Annotated in this window: 19 protein-coding genes and 3 tRNA genes; 17 read left to right on the top strand and 5 right to left on the bottom strand. The window is 65.5% G+C overall.

Annotated elements, in window-relative coordinates; all coding sequences use genetic code 11:
* Positions 1-14: 14 nt before the first annotated feature.
* The gene (locus QW861_RS04960; protein ID WP_315749384.1) at positions 15-839 is read right to left on the bottom strand and encodes a DUF72 domain-containing protein; all 825 of its coding nucleotides are present in this window, start codon (positions 837-839) and stop codon (positions 15-17) included.
* A 158-nt stretch (positions 840-997) separates the two neighbouring features.
* On the opposite strand from QW861_RS04960, the gene QW861_RS04955 reads away from it, so the two are divergent.
* The 3 genes from QW861_RS04955 (at position 998) to QW861_RS04945 (ending at position 4,111) form a co-directional block, all read left to right on the top strand.
* Entirely contained in the window at positions 998-1,198 is a 201-nt protein-coding gene (locus QW861_RS04955) for a hypothetical protein (protein ID WP_315714746.1), read from the top strand.
* A 265-nt stretch (positions 1,199-1,463) separates the two neighbouring features.
* Positions 1,464-2,597 (top strand): glycosyltransferase family 2 protein, encoded by a 1,134-nt coding sequence (locus QW861_RS04950; protein WP_315749386.1) that lies wholly within the window; start codon positions 1,464-1,466, stop codon positions 2,595-2,597.
* Positions 2,594-4,111, top strand: a complete 1,518-nt coding sequence (locus QW861_RS04945; protein ID WP_315749388.1) for a glycosyltransferase family 39 protein — start codon at positions 2,594-2,596, stop codon at positions 4,109-4,111. The genes QW861_RS04950 and QW861_RS04945 overlap by 4 nt, the downstream gene beginning before the upstream one ends.
* An 8-nt stretch (positions 4,112-4,119) precedes the next feature.
* On the opposite strand, the gene QW861_RS04940 is transcribed toward QW861_RS04945, so the two are convergent.
* The gene (locus tag QW861_RS04940) at positions 4,120-4,920 is read right to left on the bottom strand and encodes an FkbM family methyltransferase (RefSeq protein WP_315749389.1); all 801 of its coding nucleotides are present in this window, start codon (positions 4,918-4,920) and stop codon (positions 4,120-4,122) included.
* Between the two features lie 542 nt (positions 4,921-5,462).
* Between QW861_RS04940 and QW861_RS04935 the strand changes: the two genes are divergently transcribed.
* The 11 genes from QW861_RS04935 (at position 5,463) to lepB (QW861_RS04885) (ending at position 14,519) form a co-directional block, all read left to right on the top strand.
* A complete protein-coding gene (locus QW861_RS04935; protein ID WP_315749391.1) occupies positions 5,463-6,638 on the top strand; it encodes a DUF2778 domain-containing protein in 1,176 nt (391 codons plus the stop codon).
* 1,399 nt (positions 6,639-8,037) lie between these two features.
* Positions 8,038-8,214, top strand: a complete 177-nt coding sequence (locus tag QW861_RS04930; RefSeq protein ID WP_315749393.1) for a hypothetical protein — start codon at positions 8,038-8,040, stop codon at positions 8,212-8,214.
* Between the two features lies 1 nt (position 8,215).
* Positions 8,216-8,290 (top strand) — tRNA-Asp (locus QW861_RS04925).
* Between the two features lie 39 nt (positions 8,291-8,329).
* On the top strand, positions 8,330-8,866 hold the full coding sequence (locus tag QW861_RS04920; RefSeq protein ID WP_315749395.1) for an HNH endonuclease: 537 nt from the start codon (positions 8,330-8,332) through the stop codon (positions 8,864-8,866).
* A gap of 300 nt (positions 8,867-9,166) precedes the next feature.
* A tRNA-Phe gene (locus QW861_RS04915) sits at positions 9,167-9,239 on the top strand.
* A 2-nt stretch (positions 9,240-9,241) separates the two neighbouring features.
* Positions 9,242-9,307 (top strand) — tRNA-His (locus tag QW861_RS04910).
* 354 nt (positions 9,308-9,661) lie between these two features.
* Positions 9,662-10,813, top strand: a complete 1,152-nt coding sequence (locus QW861_RS04905; protein WP_315749397.1) for a slipin family protein — start codon at positions 9,662-9,664, stop codon at positions 10,811-10,813.
* Positions 10,814-11,024: 211 nt separating this feature from the next.
* Positions 11,025-11,312: a GIY-YIG nuclease family protein gene (locus tag QW861_RS04900; RefSeq protein WP_315714979.1), complete on the top strand. Its 288-nt coding sequence runs from the start codon at positions 11,025-11,027 to the stop codon at positions 11,310-11,312.
* 321 nt (positions 11,313-11,633) lie between these two features.
* The gene (locus tag QW861_RS04895) at positions 11,634-12,977 is read left to right on the top strand and encodes an RtcB family protein (protein WP_315749400.1); all 1,344 of its coding nucleotides are present in this window, start codon (positions 11,634-11,636) and stop codon (positions 12,975-12,977) included.
* 102 nt (positions 12,978-13,079) lie between these two features.
* The gene (gene lepB / locus QW861_RS04890; RefSeq protein ID WP_315749402.1) at positions 13,080-13,691 is read left to right on the top strand and encodes a signal peptidase I; all 612 of its coding nucleotides are present in this window, start codon (positions 13,080-13,082) and stop codon (positions 13,689-13,691) included.
* 51 nt (positions 13,692-13,742) lie between these two features.
* The gene (lepB, locus tag QW861_RS04885; protein WP_409998606.1) at positions 13,743-14,519 is read left to right on the top strand and encodes a signal peptidase I; all 777 of its coding nucleotides are present in this window, start codon (positions 13,743-13,745) and stop codon (positions 14,517-14,519) included.
* 256 nt (positions 14,520-14,775) lie between these two features.
* On the opposite strand, the gene groL is transcribed toward lepB (QW861_RS04885), so the two are convergent.
* Together groL and groES are read right to left on the bottom strand one after the other, a co-directional pair.
* Entirely contained in the window at positions 14,776-16,416 is a 1,641-nt protein-coding gene (gene groL / locus QW861_RS04880) for a chaperonin GroEL (RefSeq protein WP_315714737.1), read from the bottom strand.
* An 87-nt stretch (positions 16,417-16,503) separates the two neighbouring features.
* Positions 16,504-16,818 carry a co-chaperone GroES gene (groES, locus tag QW861_RS04875; protein ID WP_315714736.1) on the bottom strand — a complete coding sequence of 105 codons (315 nt, stop codon included), beginning with the start codon at positions 16,816-16,818 and terminating at the stop codon, positions 16,504-16,506.
* 379 nt (positions 16,819-17,197) lie between these two features.
* On the opposite strand from groES, the gene QW861_RS04870 reads away from it, so the two are divergent.
* The 3 genes from QW861_RS04870 (at position 17,198) to QW861_RS04860 (ending at position 20,541) form a co-directional block, all read left to right on the top strand.
* Positions 17,198-17,482: an usg protein gene (locus QW861_RS04870; RefSeq protein WP_315776727.1), complete on the top strand. Its 285-nt coding sequence runs from the start codon at positions 17,198-17,200 to the stop codon at positions 17,480-17,482.
* Between the two features lie 210 nt (positions 17,483-17,692).
* Positions 17,693-18,298: a cupin gene (locus QW861_RS04865; protein ID WP_315749404.1), complete on the top strand. Its 606-nt coding sequence runs from the start codon at positions 17,693-17,695 to the stop codon at positions 18,296-18,298.
* Positions 18,299-18,519: 221 nt separating this feature from the next.
* A complete protein-coding gene (locus QW861_RS04860) occupies positions 18,520-20,541 on the top strand; it encodes an acyltransferase family protein (RefSeq protein ID WP_316186824.1) in 2,022 nt (673 codons plus the stop codon).
* Here QW861_RS04860 and QW861_RS04855 read toward each other — a convergent pair.
* Positions 20,479-21,729 (bottom strand): NupC/NupG family nucleoside CNT transporter, encoded by a 1,251-nt coding sequence (locus tag QW861_RS04855; RefSeq protein WP_315749407.1) that lies wholly within the window; start codon positions 21,727-21,729, stop codon positions 20,479-20,481. The two genes, QW861_RS04860 and QW861_RS04855, sit on opposite strands and share 63 nt — an antisense overlap.
* Positions 21,730-21,838 lie beyond the last annotated feature (109 nt).

Here is a 21,838-nt window from a genome sequence, read left to right as displayed (position 1 = left end):
ATGCGCCTCCTGCGTCAACTCACGCGCTCGATGAGCTCCATCGCGCCAGCCGGCGCGCGCACCTTGCCCTCGTGGATGACATAGGCGAACACGTCGCGCGGCACCTTCTTCGCCGGCTTGTCGTCAACCCGTGGCAGGTCGTCCGGTTCGCCGCCGCCGGCCCACAGTTGCAATCGCTTCGCCCAGGCGTCGAGCTGCTTCGGCGGATAGCAGGTCGCAAGCTCGTCATTGCCCTTCTGCAGTCGGGCGTAGACGAAATCACCCACGACATCGGCGATCGCCGGATATTTGCCGTGCTCGGCGAACACGACCGGCGTGGCAAACTCGCGCAGCAGCGCCACGAAGCCGGGGACGCAGAAACTGTCATGGCGGACCTCGACGACGTGACGCAGCTTGCGGCCGTCGAGCTCGCGCGGCAACAGCTCGAGGAACTTGCCGAAATCGGCCTCGTCAAACTTCTTGGTCGGCGCGAACTGCCACAGCACCGGCCCGAGCCGGTCGCCGAGCTCGAGCACGCCGGTGTCGTAAAAGCGCTTCACCGAATCACCGGCCTCGGCGAGCACGCGGCGGTTGGTGGCGAAGCGCGGCCCCTTCAGCGAGAAGATGAAGCCGTCCGGCACCTCGCGCGCCCATTTGCGGAAGCTCTCCGGCTTCTGGGAGCCATAATAGGTGCCGTTGATCTCGATCGAGGTCAGCTTCGAGGCGGCGTATTCGAGCTCCTTCGATTGCGGCAGCTTGTCCGGATAGAACACACCGCGCCACGGCGCGAAGGTCCAGCCGCCGATGCCGATGTAGATGTGGCTCTTGGATTGCGAGGCGCGTGCGGGGGCTTTGCTCACGGACCAATTCCGATGCTGATTGCCGAGGGTGTTGCGGTAGGGGAGACGATAGTCAACCGGGCCGGTTCTGACCAGTTCGGCGCGGTCGCGCCGTCGCTCTTCCCGTGCTCCGGAGCCTCGTGTATCCAGGGCGGGGGCCGGGAAGGGGAGATAGGACAATGAGAGCGGAATCGGTCGGCGGCCTGCTGGGGGCAATCGTCGCCGCTGTCGTGCTTGCGGCAGCCTTCTACTATGTTCCCGTCGGGCCGATGGCCCGTCAGATGCAGCCGGCCAAGGTCGAGGTGCCGCCCACGCCGGTGCAGACGGTTCCGGTGGCTCCGGCCGTACGCGGACCCGTGGTCCGGGAGGTTCCGAACTAGGCCGGCCAGGGACCCCTTGCAATCCCGCCGAGGTACCCCATTTTGGTCGGGACGGTGACGTCGAGCTGTAACGGCTCCGGCACCGAGACGACCACGGCAGAGCGGTTGCGCCGGATGTACGCGCGCCCTTTGTTTGTGGTCGTTGGCATTTTGGGCCGCCCGTTCGGCAGCGGTGCACGCCGGCACCACAGTCCGGGCTTTTTGCGTCTTCCTTCAGCCGTTGCGCTTGGCAGTGTGGAACGCGGCAGATATACGCATCCGCACCATGAACGATGTCCTCCGACCGGCCATGCCCGCGCCGCCGCAAACCGCTGATATTCCGATCGTTTCGGTGGTCGTTCCGACCTTCAACGAGCGCGACAATGTCACCACGCTGTACCGGCGGCTGGAGGCGGCGTTCAAGGATGTGCCGTGGGAGGTGGTGTTCGTCGACGACAACTCCCCGGACGGCACCTGGCAGGTGGTGCGCGAATTGTCGCGCAGCGACAAACGCGTCCGCTGCGTCCGCCGGGTCGGCCGGCGCGGCCTGTCCGGCGCCTGCATCGAGGGCATCCTGGCCGCCAGCGCGCCCTTTGCCGCCGTGATCGACGCCGATCTGCAGCATGACGAGACCCAGCTGCCGAAGATGCTGTCGCTGCTGCAGAGCGGCGCGGCCGAGCTCGTCGTCGGCAGCCGCTACATCGAGGGCGGCAGCGCCGCAAGCTTCGACAGCAAGCGGGCCGGGGCCAGCGCCTTCGCCACCGAGATCGCGCGCCGCGCGCTCAAGGTCGAGGTCAACGATCCCATGAGCGGCTTCTTCATGATCCGCCGCGACCGCTTCGAGGAGATCGCGCCGAAGCTCTCCACGCAGGGCTTCAAGATCCTGCTCGACATCATCGCCAGCGCCGAGGGTGGTCTGAAGACGGTCGAGGTGCCCTATACGTTCGGCTCGCGCCTGCACGGCGAGAGCAAGCTCGACTCGATGGTCGCGCTCGACTTCCTCGGCCTCGTGCTGGCCAAGATGACCAACGACGTGGTGTCGCTGCGCTTCCTGTTGTTCGCGATGGTCGGCGGCACCGGCCTGGTGGTCCATCTCGCCACGCTGTTCCTCGGTCTCAATTTGTTCGACCTTCCGTTCGCGGAGTCGCAGGCGCTCGGCGCCTTCGTCGCGATGACCTCGAACTTCATCCTCAACAACTTCCTCACCTATCGCGACCAGCGGCTGAAGGGCTTTGCCATCCTGCGTGGCCTGCTCGTCTTCTATCTGGTCTGCTCGGTCGGCCTGCTGGCCAATGTCGGCGTCGCCTTCTCGGTCTATGACCAGGAGCCGATCTGGTGGCTGGCGGGCGCCGCCGGCGCGCTGATGGGCGTGGTCTGGAATTACGCGATCTCCGGATTGTTCGTCTGGCGCAAGCGATGACATCTGCGGCAGGTGCCGACGACGCCCGGCTGGTCCGCAATGTCTGGCTGACCATCGCGGGCCTGATCGTTGTCCGGCTGATCGCGGCGGCAGTCACGCCGATCACCTTCGACGAAGCCTATTACTGGATGTGGTCGAAGCATCTCGCGGGCGGCTATTACGACCACCCGCCGATGGTTGCGGTCGTGATCCGGCTGGGCACGCTGATCGCCGGCGACAGCGAGCTCGGCGTGCGCCTCGTCTCGATCCTGCTCGGCCTGCCCATGAGCTATGCGGTGTATCGCACGGCCGAGATCCTGTTCGGCGGCGTGCGCGTGGCGGCGACCGCGGCGCTGCTGCTCAACGTCACCCTGATGGCGGCGGTCGGCACACTGATCGTGACCCCCGACGCGCCGCTGCTGGTCGCCTCCAGCTTCGTGCTGTTCTTCTGCGCCAAGGTGCTGGAGACGGGGAGGGGCGCGTGGTGGCTCGCGGTCGGCGCAGCCGTCGGTGCGGCGCTGCTGTCGAAATACACCGCGATGTTCTTCGGCGCGGCGATCCTGATCTGGCTCGTCGCCGTGCCGAAATTGCGCCGTTGGCTGGCCTCGCCCTGGCCCTATCTCGGCGGCCTCGTGGCGTTCGCGCTGTTCGCGCCGGTGATCCTGTGGAATGCCGATCACCAATGGGTGTCGTTCATCAAGCAGCTCGGCCGTGCCAGGGTCGAGGCGGTCAGGCCTGTCTACATCGCCGAGATCATCCCGACGCAGTTTGCCTTCGCGACGCCGCTGGTCTTCATCCTCGGCCTGATGGGCCTCTACGGCCTGGCCCGGCGCAGGGCAGGGGATGCGGCGGCGCGCGTCCTGATCGAGGCGATGGTCTGGGTCATCGTCGCCTATTTCGTTTGGCATTCGCTGCATGCGCGGGTCGAGGCCAACTGGTTCGCGCCGGTCTATCCGGCGTTCGTGGTGGCTGCCGCGGCGGCGGCCCATCTCGTCGCCTGGTCGGCGCGCGAGCAGCGCACCGCGACGTTCTGTCTGCGCTGGGCCGTGCCCGTCGGCGTCGTGATGTTCGTCGCGCTGATCGTGCAGGCCAACACGGGCCTGCTGTCCGGCTACCGGCGCGATGCCACGGTGCGCAGCGTCGGCGTCGGCTGGCGGCCGCTGGCTGCCGAGATCGAGGCGGCGCGGGTGCGCGCCGGCGCCTCCTGCGTGCTGGCGATGGACTATGGCACCACCGCCTGGCTGTCGTTCTATCTGCCGCCGGGGACCTGCGTGCTGCAGCCGATCCAGCGCATCCGCTGGGTCAATTTCCCGGAGCCGGATCCGGCCAAGCTCGCGGGCACGCAGCTTTTCGTCGACGAGGCCCAGATCGCGACGCGGGTCTACGTCAGCAACACGTTCGGCCGCATCGAGAAGGTCGGCGAGGCCGTGCGCAAGCGCGGGTCCTTGACCATCGAGACCTACGCCTTCTACGCGCTCAGCGAGCCGAAGGGCGATCTCCTCGACCGCACGCCGCCGCCGGAGCTGCAGCGCTGACACGCGCCTCAGGCCTGCTGCGGAATGATGTCCGCCAGCGCCTTGTCCCCGCCGTGGATCGCGACCATGTTGATGTCGGCGTCGATGGTCTTGTAGCCGCGGCGATCGAACCATTGCCGCAACTGGTCGGCATCGGTCTTGATCTTCTCGACCAGCATGATCGGCGTGCAGCGTTCGATCGTCGCCGCCGCACCTTCGAGCGCCTCGAGCTCCATGCCCTCGACGTCGAGCTTGATCAGGTCGCAACGCGGCAGGTTGAAATCGTCCAGCGGAAGCTTGCGCACCTCGACCGTGTCGTTCTCATAGTCGATGGCCTGGCCAATGAACTCGGTGTTGGGACGCTGGCGCAGCTCGAGGCTGCCGAAGCTCGACGGGGTCAGATAGTTCGGGCTCGGGATGTTGAGCACGCCGCGCTCGGAGGATACCGCGGCATGGATCGCAATCGCGTTGAAGCAGTTGTTGATCGCGATATTGCCGGCGAGCGCGTAGTAGATCCGCTCCTGCGCCTCGATCGAGAGCACGGATCCCCAGCCGGTCATCGCCTTCGCCCATTCGATCGTGTGGACGCCGATATTGGCGCCGCAGTCGATCGCGACCGCGCCGTCCCCATGGTGCCTGCGGCGTACGCCGAGCAGGCGGACGGCCAGCTGCACCTCTCCCGGATCGAAGGCGCCGGTGTTGAGGATCTGGAAGCCGACGCCGTAGCCGCGGTTGGCGTCGATCATGCGATAGTCGAGCCGGTTGACGATCATCGTACCTTGATTGGTCGAGGCCAGCACGAAGGCCAGCTTCCGGCCGGGGATCTGCATGGAGAGGTCCTCTCGTGTCGTCTTGGCCGGGAGCGGACGCGGTACGATTCGCCGACGGCGTGTCGCAGAGAATCGTCCCGTACCATACTGTCGCCAGCGGCCACAGCACCTGTAACTCCGGGTTGCTACGGATGCGCTTGTCGCGCACCTGGCCTGCCGGAGCAGGGGCTTTCGACTGGCGAGACCTGCGGCCTTTACCTCGTCAGCGCACGCATACGAGAGATCATCGATCGCTCGCCGCCGCCCCGGCCCAACCGTTAACGCGGCGTGCGCTGTTTTACGGATCGGCGCGACCGACGGATGCTGCCTCTCCCGATTTTTCCGGTACGGCAATATTGCCTCCGGCTGCAGTTTTGCCCTGTTTCTGCCCTGTTTGCCGGCAAAACAGGCCCTGATGGTTAACCCGCCTCTAATCCGCCAAAACTTAATCAGCATTTAACTAAAAGTCGCCTTAATGAAGCTCTGTGCTTCTGCGAGATGCAAAGCGGGTGTCCGTGGCGCATCGAGCGAGAGTTGTCGAGTATTCGTTCGGGCGTGAGTGAATGAGTAACAGTCGAGCTGCGTTGGCCGCACGAAATCGCAGGAAGTCCTCCCTGATCGCGTTCTCTCACAAATTGATCGGTGGCGCGGCAATCGCATGCCTGATCGGGGGCTGCGCCGTAACGGTCTATACCAAGATCATCGCGGCCGACGCCTATCCGACCCTGGGCAGCATCGAGCAGGATGAGCCCGTCGTGCGCCCGGCGCCGCGGCTCGCGACGCGCAGCGCCGCCGATGCGGTGGGTGAGGCCTTCTCGGCATTCCCGGAATCTCCGCCCGTCACCACGGCCGCCGCCATCACGCCGCAGATGTTCAACGACCGCTTCGGCGCGGCCGTGCCGCAGGGCGTCGCCTCCAACGCCGCGAACGGCGCGCCGCCGCTGCCCAAGCTCGCCGAAGCCGCGCCCAAGCAGATCGAGACCAGGCAGATCGAGACCAAGTCGGCCGAGGCCAAGCCGGCCGAGCCTGCGAAGGTCGCCGAGGCGTCGAAGAAGGATGCCCGGCCGCCGATGCAGCTGGCGCTCGCCAACACCAGGCCGGCCGCGCAGCCCGCGACGCCGGCGCAGGCTGCCGAGGCCAATGCGCCGAAGAGCAGCGGCTTCTCGCTGCGCGCGATGACCGAGCGTGCCAAGGCGGCGGTGCTGTCGATCGCGGGTGAGCGCCACTCGATCCAGGAAAAGCTCTGGGGCAAGCCGGAGAACCAGGATGGCGGGCTCCTGGCCTATGCCTCGGCTGATTCCAACATCACTGCCAGCATCGCCAAGGATCCGACCCGCGGCGGCCGGCCGCCGTACGATTTGAGCACGGCCGTGTACGACATCTCGGCCAAGGCGGTGTATCTGCCCGACGGCACCAAGCTCGAGGCGCATTCCGGCCTCGGCGACAACCTCGACAAGCCGAGCTCGGAGAAGATCAAGATGCGCGGCGTCACCCCGCCGCACATCTACGAGCTGAAGCCGCGCGAGGCGCTGTTCCATGGCGTGCCGGCGCTGCGGCTCAACCCGATCGGCGGCGAGGACGCCATCCACGGTCGCAACGGCCTGCTGGCGCACACCTTCATGCTCGGCCCGAACGGCGACTCCAACGGCTGCGTCTCGTTCCGCGACTACTATGCGTTCCTCGATGCCTACAAGAACAAGGGCATCCGCAAGCTCGCCGTGCTCGCCCGCATCGAGTGAGCCGGACGGGAGGCGTTGAGGTGGGATCTGCATGGTCGCCCTCACACACTCAGCAGTAGTTCCGAACTGTAGGGCGTGCAAAGGTGCGCCGTGATTCCCGTCGCACGAGTGCTATATCGCTAACTACTACGCTGCGCGATACAGCGTCCTCTCCCCTTGTGGGAGAGGGCGCATTCACTTGCAGCGCTCGTCCGATCTCCCAATCTCCAAGAGCACGCACTTTTAGAGCTACAAGATCGAGAATCCGCCGGCTGCCGTGCAGTCACGAGCGCACGATTTCTGATGCGGCTTCGGGATCGGCGTCGCTCCGGGCGACCGCTTCATGCGATCGTACGGAAAGAAGGGAAAACGGATACACAGCTCGAACACTCCTGGACACGACATCGCATTCTCGCGGCGAACGACGCCCGAGGCTTGCCAGCGACGTCGCCCTCGAAAATCAGGAGAGGGCGCGGGGAATGCCGGGTGAGGGCCTCACCCATGGCCCGCCTGCAACAAAGAAAGCAGGCGGCAGTCACCACAGGTTCAGCCGCATCATCCGGCATTCCCCGCGCGATGGACCTACGGCTTATACGTGGTCTCCCTGGTGCGCCGGGCTTTCTGGCCACCATCGGTCGGAGCATTCGTCTCCCTCGACCTTGACACCAGCATCGGGGTGTCAGGACATCACGACTTCGCCGTGCGCGCCGGATCGTTCGTCCGCATGATCAGATCACGCTGCAACCCGACGCGCCCACCGCATCCCGCCCTCCACGTTCATGACGATCGCGAAGCGCCCCTCTCATGAGGGCGGGACCGGCATAGAATGCATGATTTCCGATTTTTGGAAACAAGAAAATGCGGGGCACAGGAGGCGAGCGGGGCGATCTGATTGACCCGGCTCAACAAATCAGCCTTCGCGCGCGCGCGTCTTCGATCGTTCGAGCGGGCGACAGTGCTCTTGTCGTGCGCGAAAATGCGCAACTGATTTGCCCGACGAGCAGTCCGGCTGTTGCAGATCCGTCGCATTGCGGAAGCCGGCAACGTCATCGCTTCACGCTTTGGTCTTGACGGTTTCGGAAAATTCTGCGCATAGCTCTGCCCCATCGCAATCGGCCGCCGATCATCACCGGCGCGCTCTTGAGGACTACGACCGTGTTGAGCCTACGCTCACATCTCGCGAACGCCGCCACCAACGAACGACCCTTTAATCGGTCGAGCGATTGGTCGGGTCTGCGCGTCGCCTGTCAGGGTCCAAGCGATCTCGTGAAAATCCTGGCCCGACCGGGGCTCCAGATTTCAGCAAGAGCATAACAGCGGCGGGACTGCACCCTCCGCGCACCAAGCGGAGGGTTGGATGACCCGGACGTCAGGCGAAGATCCCGAGACTTGCGACATTGCGCGCGCACTGGATTCACCGGTGGCAGCAGCTTTCGTGCGCATCGTCATGACGTGCCGAGGCGTGACCGAGGCGCGCGCGCGGCAGCTCTATCTCGACTACCTCAATCGCACCGATCCGGACGCGTTTCATCCGCACGCGGTGGACGGCGGGCGCGATGGCCGGCGAGCGTCGAGCGGTGCGCCGGGTAGACCATGAGGCCCATGTCCCCATCTGGCGAAGGGACCGGACCGTCGATCCGGGAAGGCGGGTTCGATTCCCGCCATGGGCGCCAGAACGACCAGGCGGTTGAAGCGAAGAGAGGAGGTCGACGATGTCAGCAACAAATCCGGCGCTGGTTCTCAACGCCGACTTCCAGCCGCTGAGCTACTTCCCGCTGTCAGTGGTCAGCTGGGAGGATGCGATCAGGGCAGTCGTCAGCGGCTCTCACGTCGTCGTCGCGGAATACGACCGGGTCGTTCGTAGCCCGAGCGTCACCATGCGGCTGCCGGCGGTGATCGCGCTGCGCAACTACGTCAGGCCCGCGATGCGCGTGCCTTTCACGCGGTTCAACGTGTTCCTGCGCGATCGCTTCGAATGTCAGTATTGCGGCGGCCGCTATCTGCACGGCGAGTTGACGTTCGACCACGTGGTACCGCGGGCCGATGGCGGCGAGACGTCGTGGACCAACATCGTCGCCGCTTGCAGTCCATGCAACGCGCGCAAGGACCGGCGCTATCTCAAGCCGCGACGGCCGCCCTTCGAGCCGACGCGGCACGAGCTGATGGCCGCGCAGCGCCTGTTTCCGCCGAGATTCCTGCACGAGACGTGGCAGGATTATCTCTATTGGGACGTGGAGCTGGAGCGGTGAGGAGAGGTGGCCCAGATGAGCGTGCGCCGAGGTCCAACGGGCCTCGGCGTAAGCGACATCCGGGCTACGAAATTGCGTCGCCCGCATTTGCATGCGAGCGACGTCGTTATGAGTAGATCGATATGTAGACGATTAGTTACGGAATGAGATCGTTCGAAAATAATCGATGTCTACGTCTTGCGCGTGCCGTTGATTGTGTGTAGTAGCACGGTCCTTCGTGATGACTTTGGTTCGGGCTCGCTGAAATCCCGACTGGCGCGGCCGGTGTCCGGTCCCGTGTTCCGTCGTCGCAAAGAACAAGGAGTCTGTAGCTCATGGAGAGCGTCGGGTTGAAGGCCCGAAGGCATCGGTTCGATTCCGATCGACACCACCAAAGGATAGCTCAGTTAGGTAGAGCAGATGACTGTGAATCATCGGGTCGCGGGTTCGACTCCCGCTCCAGCGCTTCGGTTTAGCCTGAAAAGCTAATCGCCTCTGACGAGGACCGGACGCGCGCTTCAGTCGCGGTCCGGCCGTTTTGCCCAAGAAGAAAGTTCTAGGGCATTTCGACCAGATCAAGACACTGCAGAACCGGCTCTGTGCCGCGGTGGATACCGCGTCTGAAGATGCCGGGAAGGCTGCGCAAGGACGCTCGGGCTGATAGCTCGTGTGACCGCGCGCGTGCGCCCGGCATCGTCAGATGCTCAAGCCTCGGTCCGCTCGGTTCACGCAGGAAGCGTCGTCCGGTCCTCACGTCCTTTGATCAATGAATCGCGTTTCGGCCGATGGGCCGGACGCAAGCTGTGGGAGTGTGTTGTGACTTGGCATCTGGTGACGAAGACCGTGACGGTGGAGGATGGCGAGCGGGCGCTGGTGTGGCGTGACGGCCAGCTCGTGCGCGTGCTCGGTCCTGGCCGTCATGCGCTGCTCGATCCGCTGCACCGGCTGATGGTGCAAGTGTACGACGTGGTCAGGGCCGAATACCCGGCCGAGCGCTACGCGGTGCTGAAGGCCGCGCGGCCCGATCTCGCCGCCGAACTCTTCGAGGCCGTGGAGACCGGCGCGAACGAGATCGCGATCGTCAGCCTCGACGGCCGGCCGACGCATCTGCTCACGCCGTGGCAGACACGTGTCTACTGGAAGGTGGCGACGCAGGTCGAGGTCGAGCGCATCGACATCGCAAGCGACGTGCGTGTGAGCGCGCGGCATCTGGCGATGATCGAGCGTAACCGGCCGAGCGTTGTGACCGAGGTCGTGGTCGAGAACCACGAGGCCGGTCTGCTCCATGTCGACGGCAAGCTGACGGAGCGGCTGGCGCCGGGCCGGCACGCCTTCTGGGCGGTCGGCCGCAAGATCGAGGTCAAGCGCCTGGATATGCGGCCCACAGTGCTGGAGATCACCGCGCAGGAGATGCTGACCAAGGATCGCATCGCGCTGCGGGTGACGCTCACGGCGTTCCGGCGGATTGCCGACGCGGAGGCGGCTGTCGCGACCACGCCCGATGTGGATGCGTGGCTGTACCGGCTGGTGCAGTTCGCGATCCGCGAGGCGGTGGCGTCACGCACGCTCGACGAGGTGCTGGCCGCCAAGGCCTCGCTCGATGCCGAGCTGCGCGACTACGTGCGCGCGCGGCTCGGCGGCTCGGGCGTGGAGGTGACGGAGCTCGGCGTGAAGGACGTGATCCTGCCCGGCGAGATCCGCGAGCTCGTCAACAAGGTGGTGGAGGCGGAGCGGCTGGCCAAGGCCAACCTGATCCGTCGCCAGGAGGAGACCGCGGCGACGCGCTCGCTCCTGAACACTGCCAGGCTGATGGAGGAGAACCCGCTGCTGCTGCGGCTCAAGGAGCTGGAGTCGCTGGAGCGCCTAGTCGAGAAGGTCGGCCGCATCGACCTGCATGCCGGCGACGGCGCCGGCCTCGATGCGCTGCTGACGCGGCTGGTCCGGCTGAAGGCGCCGGAGACGGCGTGATCGAAGAGAGGCCGCCCAAGGGCGGCCTCTCGCTTGGAAGTGAGAGGGCGTAGGACAGAATTGAAATTGCAGCTCAGTTTCGTGAGTATGGATTCCGAGCTCTCGCTGCGAGCCCCGGAATGACGGGAGGAGAGATCACACCTCTCTCCACGCGTCATTCCGGGGCAGCCGCGTAGCGGCTGAGCCCGGAATCCATAACCACGGCTCTCGGATGGCATACTACGTCTATCTACTGGCGAGCAAAAAACACGGGACGCTCTATCTGGGCATCACGAATGATCTCATTCGACGCGTCTACGAACACCGAACCAAGGCGGCTCCGGGCTTCACCTCGCGCTATGACATCGGCAAGCTCGTCTGGTTCGAGATCTACGACAACGCGATCACGGCCATCGCGCGCGAGAAGGAGCTGAAGAAGTGGCGGCGCGACTGGAAAATCAGGCTGATCGAGGAGAACAACCCGAATTGGGACGATCTGTATCCGGGGATTTGTGGTTGAGACGGTGCCTCACACTGACCGTCGGGAGTATGGATTCCGGGCTCGCGCCGTCTGCGCAAATGGCTTTGCCATTTGCTTGCCGACGCGCCCCGGAATGACGCATCGAGAAATCACGCGCTCTTTCCTCCGCCATTCTCGGCCAGCACAGTGTCGGGGGTATAGATCATCGACGGATGCCATATGCTTGGCCGGCGATGAGCGCAACATCTTGGTGTCACGAACTACGCACGCACAGGCGCCACTGATCGCGCTACGAGCGGCGAATGAACGCAGCTGCCGCTGGATGTTACAAACTGACCTGATTGGAATGTGAGACGAGCCATGATCGACGGAAACACCCTGATCGCCTGGGGCTTCAAGCCCGGTCGCTGGTTCAAGGAGGGACTGGCGACGGCCAATGCGATGCGGGCCGATGGCGCCGATGATGACGCGATCTTCGCCGCGCTGCAGGAACTGCAGCCGGCGGAGACGCTGATGCGCACCAACGGCGTGCCGTTCGCGATGCTGATCGAGGCCGACAACGAGCTGGAGCGCGCCAATGTCGCGGCGGTGACCCAGCACATGGATGCGTTGATGCGGGTGCCGACCATCGTAGCCGGCGCCGTGATGCCGGACGCCTGTCCGTCGGGAACGGCGCTCGGCACCATCCCGGTCGGCGGCGTGGTCGCCTGTGAGGACGCGATCCATCCGGGCTTCCATTCCTCCGACATTTGCTGCTCGGTGGCGGTGACGGTGTTCGCGCGCAAGGACGATCCCAAGCGCATTCTCGATGCGGTTCACGCCGTGACCCATTTCGGTCCCGGCGGACGCGACCGGCTGCATCAGCCGCCCGACGAGGTGATGGCAGGGTTCGAGGCCAATCCCTTCCTGAAGGGGCTCGAGCGCTTCGCGATCGGCCACTTCGCCACGCAGGGCGACGGCAACCACTTCGCCTATGTCGGCCATCTCAGGTCGACCGGGCAGGCGGCGCTGGTGACGCATCACGGCTCGCGCGGCTTCGGCGCACAGCTCTACAAGCGCGGCATGGCGGTGGCGAAGCGGCACACCGCGATCCATGCGCCGAAGGTCCCGGAGCACAGCGCCTGGATCAAGGCGTCGAGCGACGACGGCCGCGCCTATTGGGAGGCGTTGCAGGTCGCGCGGCTGTGGACCAGGGCCAATCACCACGCGATTCACGATCTCGCTGCGGCGAAGCTCGGCAACGCCGTCGCCGACCGGTTCTGGAACGAGCACAACTTCGTCTTCCAGAAGAGCGACGGCCTGTTCTACCACGGCAAGGGGGCGACGCCGAACTGGTCCGGCTTCTCGGCTGACGATGACGGACGCACGATCGTGCCGCTCAACATGGCCGAGCCGGTGCTGATCCTGAAGCATCGCGACAACAAGGATGCGCTCGGCTTCGCGCCGCACGGCGCTGGCCGCAATCTCGGGCGGAAGGCGTTTTTGCGCGCGCATCGCCCGGAGATGCCCGAGGGCATCGATGCGCGGTTCTATTGCGGCAAGCCTGATTTGTCGGAGCTGCCGCAGGCCTACAAGAACGCGGCGTCGGTACGGGCGCAGATCGCACGCTACGGCCTCGGCGAGGTGACCGACGAGGTGATCCCTTACGGCTCGATCATGGCCGGTGACTGGGAAGCCGACGCGCCGTGGCGGAAGGGGCGGTGATCTCGGCTCCGGTTGACAGCTGATTGCGCGGGTCGCGTACCGGTTGTGTCCGGAACTGTCCGTTTTGTGATTGTTGCGGGAGTGCCCGGGGATGGTCTAGACGTGAGTTTCTCATCGGTCGCAACCTGGCATTCCATGTTCATTTCGTCCTCGATCCTTCCGCTGATTGTCAGTCTGCTCCAACCCCTGGCGGTCGAGTCGGCGTCGATGGCTCCGACGCTGCTGGTCGGCGACAAGGCGGTGATTGCCGGCTACGGCGCTGGCGCAACGCCCGCGCGCGGCGACATCATTGCGCTGACCTCGCCCAAGTCAGGAACATCGGCTCCATTTGTGAAGCGTGTCGTCGGATTGCCGGGGGAGCGGATTCAGATGCGGGATGGTCAGCTTTGGATCAACGACAAGCCCGTGAAGCACGAGAAGGTGCAGGATTTCGTCGGAGAGGGTCTGTGCGGAGTGGCCAGTCTCGCTGCTGTCAGCCAATGGCGCGAGACGTTGCCGAACGGCGTAAGCTATCAGACGCTCGATTGCATCGAGCACTCGGCTCTCGATGAATCCGCGGTTCACACCGTGCCGGCCGGAACGTTGTTCGTCGTCGGTGACAATCGCGACAATTCGGTCGACAGTCGGATGCCCGCGCGGATGGGGGATGTGCCGTTCAGCAGTATCCTTGGCCGCCTCGAGCGCGTCGTACCTGGTCCGGCTCGGAGCAAGTAGCGCAGACGAAATCTGGTGCGATGCGTCAGGGATGGCTGACTGGGGGGCGTCATGACGAGCGTAGATGCTGGTGGGATTCGGCGGACCCGCGAGCCGTGGTGGGCGATCGCGGCGATCTTCATCGCGGGCTTCGCGCTGCTGAGCCTGCTGCTGGCCTCGCCGGTGCTGATCCGCTCCTTCCTGTATCAGCCGTTCAACATTCCTTCATCCTCGAACATTCCAACGCTTCGCGTCGGCGATGTCTTCTTCGTGTCGAAATATCCCTACGGCTACAGCCGCTTCACTTGGCCGTTGTCATGGCCTTCCTCGTTGCCGCCGTCGGCGCGTATCTGGGGCGCGACACCTGCGCGCGGTGATGTCGTCGCGTTCTTCCTGCCGAAAGACAATGCGACCGTCTATATCAAGCGCGTCGTCGGACTGCCCGGCGATCGCGTCCAGATGAAGGACGGAGTGCTCTACATCAACGATACGGCCGTCGAGCGGGAGCGCGTCGAGGATCTGACCGGAGAGGCGGCCTGCGGGGGCGATGCGAACGAGCGCGTCACGCGCTGGCGCGAGACCTTGCCGAATGGCGCGAGCTACGAGACGCTGGATTGCGTCAGCCACGGCTTCTTCGACAACACCAACGTCTTCGTTGTGCCGGACGGCCGGCTGTTCATGCTCGGCGACAACCGCGACAACTCGACCGACAGCCGCGTCCTGTCCCAGATCGGCTATGTGCCGATCGAGAACGTGATCGGCCGCGCCGCCATGATCTTTTTCTCCGCCGCCCGCGCCGAGAAGGCGAGCCGGGCCGGATCCGTTTCGAGCGGATCGGGACGATGGTGAAGTAGGGCGGACGCGAACCCGTAGCCCCGCATGAGCGAAGCGACATGCGGGATCACCGGCGCGGTTCGTGAGACCCCGGATGTCGCTTCCGCCCGCGCCCTTCGGGATGCGGCGTGCGCTCATCCGAACTACGCATTGAATGCATCGGGGCACGAGCCCGAAACCGAGGCTGGCGATTCGACAATTCCAGTACAAACGAAAACCCCGGCATCGCTGCCGGGGTTTTGCAATTGTCGTCTGCGACGAAGCGTCGGACTTAGAAGTCCATGCCGCCCATGCCGCCGCCCGGAGGCATCGCGGGGCCGCCGGCGTTCTTCTTCGGCAGCTCGGCGACCATGGCTTCGGTCGTGATCAGCAGCGCGGCCACGGAGGCGGCGTTCTGGATCGCGGCGCGAACCACCTTGGTCGGGTCGATGATGCCCTTGGAGACCAGGTTGCCGTATTCGCCGGTCTGGCTGTCGAAGCCATAGGCGTACTGGTCCTTCTCCAGGATCTTGCCGACGATGACCGAGCCGTCCTCGCCCGCGTTGATCGCGATCTGGCGGGCCGGGGCGGAGAGCGCCTTGCGGACGATCTCGATGCCGGTCTTCTGGTCGTCGTTCTTGGTGCGCAGGCCCTTGAGCTGCTCGGAAGCCCGGAGCAGGGCGACGCCGCCGCCCGGCAGGATGCCTTCCTCGACAGCCGCGCGTGTCGCATGCATCGCGTCATCCACGCGATCCTTGCGCTCCTTGACCTCGACCTCGGTCGCGCCGCCGACGCGGATCACCGCGACGCCGCCGGCGAGCTTGGCCAGACGCTCCTGCAGCTTCTCACGGTCGTAGTCCGAGGTGGTCTCCTCGATCTGCGCCTTGATCTGCTGAACGCGCGCCTCGATGTCGGCCTTCTTGCCGGCGCCGTTGACGATCGTGGTGTTCTCCTTGTCGATCATCACCTTCTTGGCGCGGCCGAGCATGGAGAGGTTGACGTTCTCGAGCTTGATGCCGAGATCTTCCGAGATCGCCTGGCCGCCGGTCAGGATCGCGATGTCCTGCAGCATGGCCTTGCGGCGATCGCCGAAGCCCGGAGCCTTGACGGCCGCGACCTTCAGGCCGCCACGCAGGCGGTTGACGACGAGCGTAGCCAGCGCCTCGCCCTCGACGTCCTCGGCGACGATCACCAGCGGCTTGCCGGTCTGCACCACGGCCTCGAGCAGCGGCAGCAGCTCGTTCAGCGACGACAGCTTCTTCTCGTTGATCAGGATGTAGGCGTCATCCATCTCGACGCGCATCTTGTCGGCGTTGGTGACGAAGTAGGGCGAGATGTAGCCGCGGTCGAACTGCATGCCCTCGACGACGTCGAGCTCGGTCTCGAGCGACTTGGCTTCCTCGACGGTGATGACACCCTCGTTGCCGACCTTCTTCATGGCGTCGGCGAGGAACTTGCCGATCTCGGCGTCGCCGTTGGCGGAGATGGTGCCGACCTGGGCGATCTCGTCGTTCGACGTGACCTTCTTGGAGTTCTTGACGAGGTCGGCAACGACCGCCTCGACCGCGAGGTCGATGCCGCGCTTCAGATCCATCGGGTTCATGCCGGCGGCAACCGCCTTGGCGCCTTCGCGCACGATGGCCTGGGCCAGCACGGTCGCGGTGGTGGTGCCGTCGCCGGCCGCATCAGCGGACTTCGAGGCGACCTCGCGCACCATCTGCGCGCCCATGTTCTCGAACTTGTCGTCGAGCTCGATCTCCTTGGCGACGGTGACGCCGTCCTTGGTGATGCGCGGCGCGCCGAACGACTTGTCGAGGACGACGTTGCGGCCCTTCGGACCGAGCGTGACCTTGACGGCATTGGCGAGGATGTCCACGCCGCGCAGCATGCGGTCGCGAGCGTCGACGCCGAACTTTACGTCTTTTGCTGACATATTGGGTTTCCCTGAGTTGAATTGGTCGTCTCACCCTGGGCAGGGCGCCCGCAGGCGCTCCTCAGGGTGAGCGTTGAGCGGGTTGGCTTAGGCGGCCTTCTTCTTCGACGCGGTGTCGGTGAGCACGCCCATGATGTCGCTTTCCTTCATGATCAGCAGCTCGTGGCCGTCGATCTTGACCTCGGTGCCCGACCACTTGCCGAACAGCACGCGGTCACCGACCTGGACGTCGAGCGGGACCAGCTTGCCGCTCTCGTCGCGGGCGCCCGGGCCCACCGCGATCACTTCGCCCTGCGAGGGCTTTTCCTTGGCCGAGTCGGGGATGATGATGCCGCCAGCGGTCTTCTCTTCGGCGTCGATGCGCTTGACCACGACGCGGTCGTGAAGCGGACGGAAAGCCATACAGTCCTCCTAAGCTATTGAGGCGATTGTCAGTTTCTGGGAATTTGGCAGTCGGCGCCGGCGAGTGCCAGCACGCAGGCTGGATTTAGGGGAGAGCATTCGGCCGGGCAAGGGCTTGTAGCAGAAAAATTAGCAGTCAACTGCGGGCTCTGCCAAAGCGTTCCGATAGCGTTAACGGGAGCGGAACGAACCATGAAACCCCGTATTAGCACCTGGGCTAAGTGGCTGCTAATGCAGCATTTTTCAACATGTCGTTAAACATTTAAGCTTGAGATGGGTTGAGGACATGCGTCACATTTCTAGGCAGTGAGCGCATCTTTGCCGGGTGGCTCCATCCCGGATGGCCACACGGACATGCGCTCCAGAAACGGAGGTTGGCATGGTGTCGAAGGTTGAGGTTTCCGAGGACTTTCGGAAACAGGTGCTGGGTTACGGGCTGACGACGGCGCAGATCCTGTATCGGATGCCGGACCATCGCTCGCTGCTGCAGACCTATGTCTGGCAGAACTACGACCTGTTTCCGAAATTCCCGGCGCTGCAGGACTTCCTGGCGTTCTGGCAGGAGAAGATCGAGGGTCCGCTGTATTCGGTCACGGTGGCGCATTCCAAGCTGATCAAGCCGGCCGAGCTGCGCGCCGTCGACGGCATCTTCCGGCTGCATTGAGGCTGACAGCCACCGCTGCCGCCTCATGACCGGTGTCATTCCGGGGCGCGCGAAGCGCGAGCCCGGAATCCATCGGGCGGCGGAACGCGCGGAGGAATGGATTCCGGGCTCGTGCTTCGCACGCCCCGGAATGACGACCTTTGTTGGAGCGGCTGCTGGGACTCTCCAATATGTGCTACCCTCGCGACGAGGATACGCAGGGAGAGCACCATGGCCACCAAGAGCCGGACGACCAAGCCCGCATCACGCGCCGCCGCCAAGTCAGCGGCGCTGAAGACCGGCAAGAGCAGCAAGGCGACGGCGAAGGCCGTTACGAGAACTAGCGCCAAGCCGCTGGCGAAGACGCCCGCCAAGCCGGGCCGGGCGGCTGCGCCCTCGGCGCGCAAGGCGCTGGCGAGCAAGGGGCGACCAGCGCCGGCGCCGCGCCGCCGCAAACAGAAGGTCGCGATCAGCCATCACCGCGAGGAGGACTTCAAGGCCGACGGCCTGCGCGCTTATGCCCATTACCGCGACCTCGGCATCGCCGACGCGACGCACGGTTTGGCGCGCGCGCATGTCATCCGCATGCTGCCGCCGTGCAATCCGCAGGAAGTCTCCAAGCTGCACACCCATGCGGTCGACTTCCAGATGGTCTATGTGCTCAAGGGCTGGGTGAAGAGCTACCTCGAAGGCGTCGGCGAGACGCTGATGCAGGAGGGCAGTTGCTGGACCCAGCCGCCGAAGATCCGGCACATGATCCTCGACTATTCCGACGACGTCGAGCTGCTGGAAGTGATCCTGCCGGCCGACTTCAAAACCGTCGAACTGTCGACGTAAAGCCGACAGAAATGGATGGAAACATTTGCGTGCGATGGACGGCGGTCCCATCGCGCGTGTGTGTTGACATCCGGTCTCGCGTCACTGGGACGGATGGGCCGGCGACGAATCCGTAAGAGGTGTTCGTCGCGGGCTTGCGTAAAGGCGTACCCGTCCCGTTGCCGCGCTTCGTCGTCCAGTTCGCTCCCACGATCCCGCGCGCGCCTCGCACGCGCGCATCGATGCAGCCCCGCTTCGCCAGCGCGGGCGCCGGCTCGGCTTCAGGTGTAGGACATCGCGAGGACATCGACTGGCTGCGCGCCATCGCGGTGCTCTCCGTCGTCGCATTCCATTTCGAGGCGCCGGCGATCTTCGGCGGCTTCGTCGGCGTCGACATCTTCTTCGTCATCTCCGGCTACCTGATCACCGGCATCATCGCCGCGGAGATCGCGGCGGGCCGCTTCTCGTTCGTGCAATTCTACGAGCGGAGGGTGCGGCGGCTGCTGCCGGCGCTCTACGCCATGGTGGCGTTCGCGGCGCTTCCGGCGTCGCAGGACATGCTGGGCTCCGAGCGCGCCGAATTCTTCCGTTCCGCGGCCGCCGTCGTCACCTTCACTTCGAACGTCTTCTTCTGGCAGCAGTCGGGCTATTTCGACCACGCCGCGGTGGAGAAGCCGCTGCTGCACACCTGGTCGCTCGCCGTCGAGGAGCAGTTCTATCTGGTGCTGCCGATCGTGGTCTGGGCCGTGTTGCTGATAGCGCGCGGCCGCAGGCTGGCGCTGACTTTCACGCTGGCGCTGCTGGCTGCCGGCTCGTTCGCGCTCTGTTTGCTGCTGATGCGCGAGGGCGCGTCCGCGAGCGCATTCTTCCTCAGCCCGCCGCGCGCCTGGGAATTCCTGCTCGGCAGCCTGGTCGCGATATCCGGCCTTCCCGCACCGCGGCCTGGTCTCGCCCGGCGCGGCGCCCGCGCGCTGTCGCTGCTGCTGATGGCGGTGCCGATTCTGGCGCTGCGCCCCGGACCGGGTTTCCCCGGCGTCGACGCGCTGGCGCCATGCCTCGGCGCCGCGCTGTTCCTGTGGAGCGGCGCCGGCGTGGCCAACGTGCCGCGTAGCCCGCTATCGCCGCTCGGCGTGGCGGCGTTCTTCGGCCGCATTTCCTATTCGCTGTATCTGTGGCACTGGCCGTTGTTCGCCTTCGCGCGCTTCGCCAAGCCCGGCCTCGCGCTCGACGGCTGGGAGCGGGTGGCGTTGTTCGCGCTCACGGTCGCAGTCGCCACGTTGTCCTGGCGCTTCATCGAGCAGCCGTTCCGCCATCGCAAACTCGCAGCGACCCCGCGCGCGGCCTTCGGTCTTGCGGCGCTGGCAAGCCTGCTGCTGCTGGCCGGCAGCGGCGTGGGTCTGCTGCGCGCCGGCGCCGTGTCGGACGCCGACCGCGCGGCGCAGCGGCTGGACGCCTACAACGCCTACGACATGAAGCCGGTCTATCGCTACGGCACCTGCTTCACGACGCCGGACGGGCGCGTGCCCGAGGATTGCCTCCGTCCAGTGCCTGGCAAGACCAATTTGCTGCTGTGGGGCGACAGCTTTGCTGCGCACTACTACCACGGCCTCAAGGCCGAGCTCGATCCGGACACCGTCAACATCATGCAGGCGAGCCAGCCCACCTGCATGCCGACCTTCAGCGCGGAGACGCAGGGCGTGGCCGCCTGCCGCGCGCTGGCGGCCCAGATGCGCGACTACTTCGCGGCGCACCGGCCCGACCTGGTGGTGATGTCGGCCGATTGGCTCGAAGATGCCCGATCGCCGCGCTTTGCCGGAATGGTGCGCGACCTCAGGTCGACCCTGTCTCGGCTCAGTGATGCCGGCATTCCGGTGGTGCTGCTCGGCCCGTCCGTGCAATTTCGCGCGCGACTGCCGTCGATGCTGGCGCGCGCCACCTTGCGCGGCATGGCGCCGGATCCCGTGGCTTTCGTTCGCTCGGACATCTTCGCGCTGGATTCGGCCATGCAGGCGGGGCTGCCGAGTGGTGAGGGCTTTTCCTACGTTTCGATCCTGTCGGCGGTCTGCGAGAGCGGACGCTGTCCGCTCACGGTCGGCGACGTCCCGCTGTCGTTCGACCACGCGCATCTCACGGCGGCGGGCTCGCAGCTCGTGATGGCCCGGATCGCGCCGCTGCTTCTCCCGAAGACGACCGAGCTCAGCTCACGTCAGCAGGCCGACGATCGCGCCCATCAGGCAGGTGGTGAGGGTGCCCGAGACGATTGATTTCAGGCCGAGCGCGTTGATCTCGTCGCGCCGCGTTGGCGCCATGGTGCCGAGGCCCCCGATCATGATGCCGAGGCTGGCGAAGTTGGCGAAGCCGCACATCGCGTACAGCATGATCAGCCGCGCGCGCGGATCGAGCGCGCCGGCGTCAAGCTTGGCCAGCTCGACATAGGCGATCAGCTCGTTCAGCACCGTCTTGGTGCCCATCAGGCTGCCGGCGGTGACGGCCTCCGACCACGGCAGGCCCATCAGCCAGCACACCGGCGCCATCACGAGGCCGAGCAGCCGCTGCAGCGAGATGTCGGCGCCGCCGATGGCGGGCAAGAGCGACAGGATCGCGTTGGCGAGATGCACCAGCGCGACCAGCACCAGCAGCAGCGCCACGATGTTCATCAGGAGTTCGAGCCCGGCGCTGGTGCCCTTGACGATCGCGTCCATGGTCGAGGTGGCCTGAGTCCCGGGATCGCCGAGCGCGCCGCCGGTGAGCTGCTTCGACGTCTCCGGCACCATGATCAGGCTGACCAGGATCGACGCCGGCGCGCCGAGCACCGAGGCGATGACGAAATGCGCGGCGGCATCCGGGATCAGTGGCGCCAGCAGCGTGGCGTAGAGCACCAGCACGGTGCCGGCGATGCCGGCCATGCCGCCGGTCATGACGAGAAACAATTCGCTGCGCGTCATCTGCGCCAGATACGGCCGGATGAACAGCGGCGCTTCGACCATGCCGAGGAAGACATTCGCGGCGGTCGACAGGCCGACCGCGCCGCCGACGCCGAGGGTGCGCTCCAGCAGCCAGGCCATGCCGCGCACCAAGGGCGGCAGCACGCGCCAGTAGAACAACAGCGTCGTGATCACGCTCATGACCAGCACGATCGGCAGCGCCTGGAAGGCGAGCACGAAATCGGCACCGGGCGCCTTCAGCTCGAAGGGCAGGGCGCCGCCGCCGACATAGCCGAAGACGAAGGAGGTGCCGGCCCGGGAGGCCGACGAGATGGCGCCCACGACGTCGTTGATGGCGCCGAACGCGCGGGCGACCGCAGGCACCTTGAGCAGGACAATGGCCGTCACGAGCGTCACCACCAGCCCGAGCCCGGCCTGCTTCAACGACACCGCGCGCCGGTTTTCACCGAGCGCCCATGCGATCGCGAGCAGTGCGATTATCCCGAACGCCGATTGCAGCTGAAGCATCAGATCCCCCGAACCCCGTTTCATTATGGGCGCAGGGAACTGCCGCGTGCAATGCCGCGCGGGCCATGCGGGGCCCGCGATTGACAAGCAGTGAGGGCTGCGTCACGCA

This window comes from Bradyrhizobium sp. SZCCHNRI1029, from assembly GCF_032487555.1.
GTDB lineage: Bacteria > Pseudomonadota > Alphaproteobacteria > Rhizobiales > Xanthobacteraceae > Bradyrhizobium.
Note: the sequence above shows the minus strand (reverse complement) of the source record. Positions and strands in the feature narration are given on the sequence as shown.

What these genes read in the sequence shown, in the direction of transcription:
- QW861_RS04955 (WP_315714746.1), top strand. Translation starts at nt 998, where the DNA reads ATGAGAGCGGAATCGGTCGGCGGCCTGCTGGGGGCAATCGTCGCCGCT.
- QW861_RS04950 (WP_315749386.1), top strand. Translation starts at nt 1,464, where the DNA reads ATGAACGATGTCCTCCGACCGGCCATGCCCGCGCCGCCGCAAACCGCT.
- QW861_RS04945 (WP_315749388.1), top strand. Translation starts at nt 2,594, where the DNA reads ATGACATCTGCGGCAGGTGCCGACGACGCCCGGCTGGTCCGCAATGTC.
- QW861_RS04940 (WP_315749389.1), bottom strand. Translation starts at nt 4,920, where the DNA reads ATGCAGATCCCCGGCCGGAAGCTGGCCTTCGTGCTGGCCTCGACCAAT.
- QW861_RS04935 (WP_315749391.1), top strand. Translation starts at nt 5,463, where the DNA reads ATGAGTAACAGTCGAGCTGCGTTGGCCGCACGAAATCGCAGGAAGTCC.
- QW861_RS04920 (WP_315749395.1), top strand. Translation starts at nt 8,330, where the DNA reads ATGTCAGCAACAAATCCGGCGCTGGTTCTCAACGCCGACTTCCAGCCG.
- QW861_RS04900 (WP_315714979.1), top strand. Translation starts at nt 11,025, where the DNA reads ATGGCATACTACGTCTATCTACTGGCGAGCAAAAAACACGGGACGCTC.
- QW861_RS04895 (WP_315749400.1), top strand. Translation starts at nt 11,634, where the DNA reads ATGATCGACGGAAACACCCTGATCGCCTGGGGCTTCAAGCCCGGTCGC.
- lepB (WP_409998606.1), top strand. Translation starts at nt 13,743, where the DNA reads ATGACGAGCGTAGATGCTGGTGGGATTCGGCGGACCCGCGAGCCGTGG.
- groL (WP_315714737.1), bottom strand. Translation starts at nt 16,416, where the DNA reads ATGTCAGCAAAAGACGTAAAGTTCGGCGTCGACGCTCGCGACCGCATG.
- groES (WP_315714736.1), bottom strand. Translation starts at nt 16,818, where the DNA reads ATGGCTTTCCGTCCGCTTCACGACCGCGTCGTGGTCAAGCGCATCGAC.
- QW861_RS04870 (WP_315776727.1), top strand. Translation starts at nt 17,198, where the DNA reads ATGGTGTCGAAGGTTGAGGTTTCCGAGGACTTTCGGAAACAGGTGCTG.
- QW861_RS04865 (WP_315749404.1), top strand. Translation starts at nt 17,693, where the DNA reads ATGGCCACCAAGAGCCGGACGACCAAGCCCGCATCACGCGCCGCCGCC.
- QW861_RS04860 (WP_316186824.1), top strand. Translation starts at nt 18,520, where the DNA reads ATGCAGCCCCGCTTCGCCAGCGCGGGCGCCGGCTCGGCTTCAGGTGTA.
- QW861_RS04855 (WP_315749407.1), bottom strand. Translation starts at nt 21,729, where the DNA reads ATGCTTCAGCTGCAATCGGCGTTCGGGATAATCGCACTGCTCGCGATC.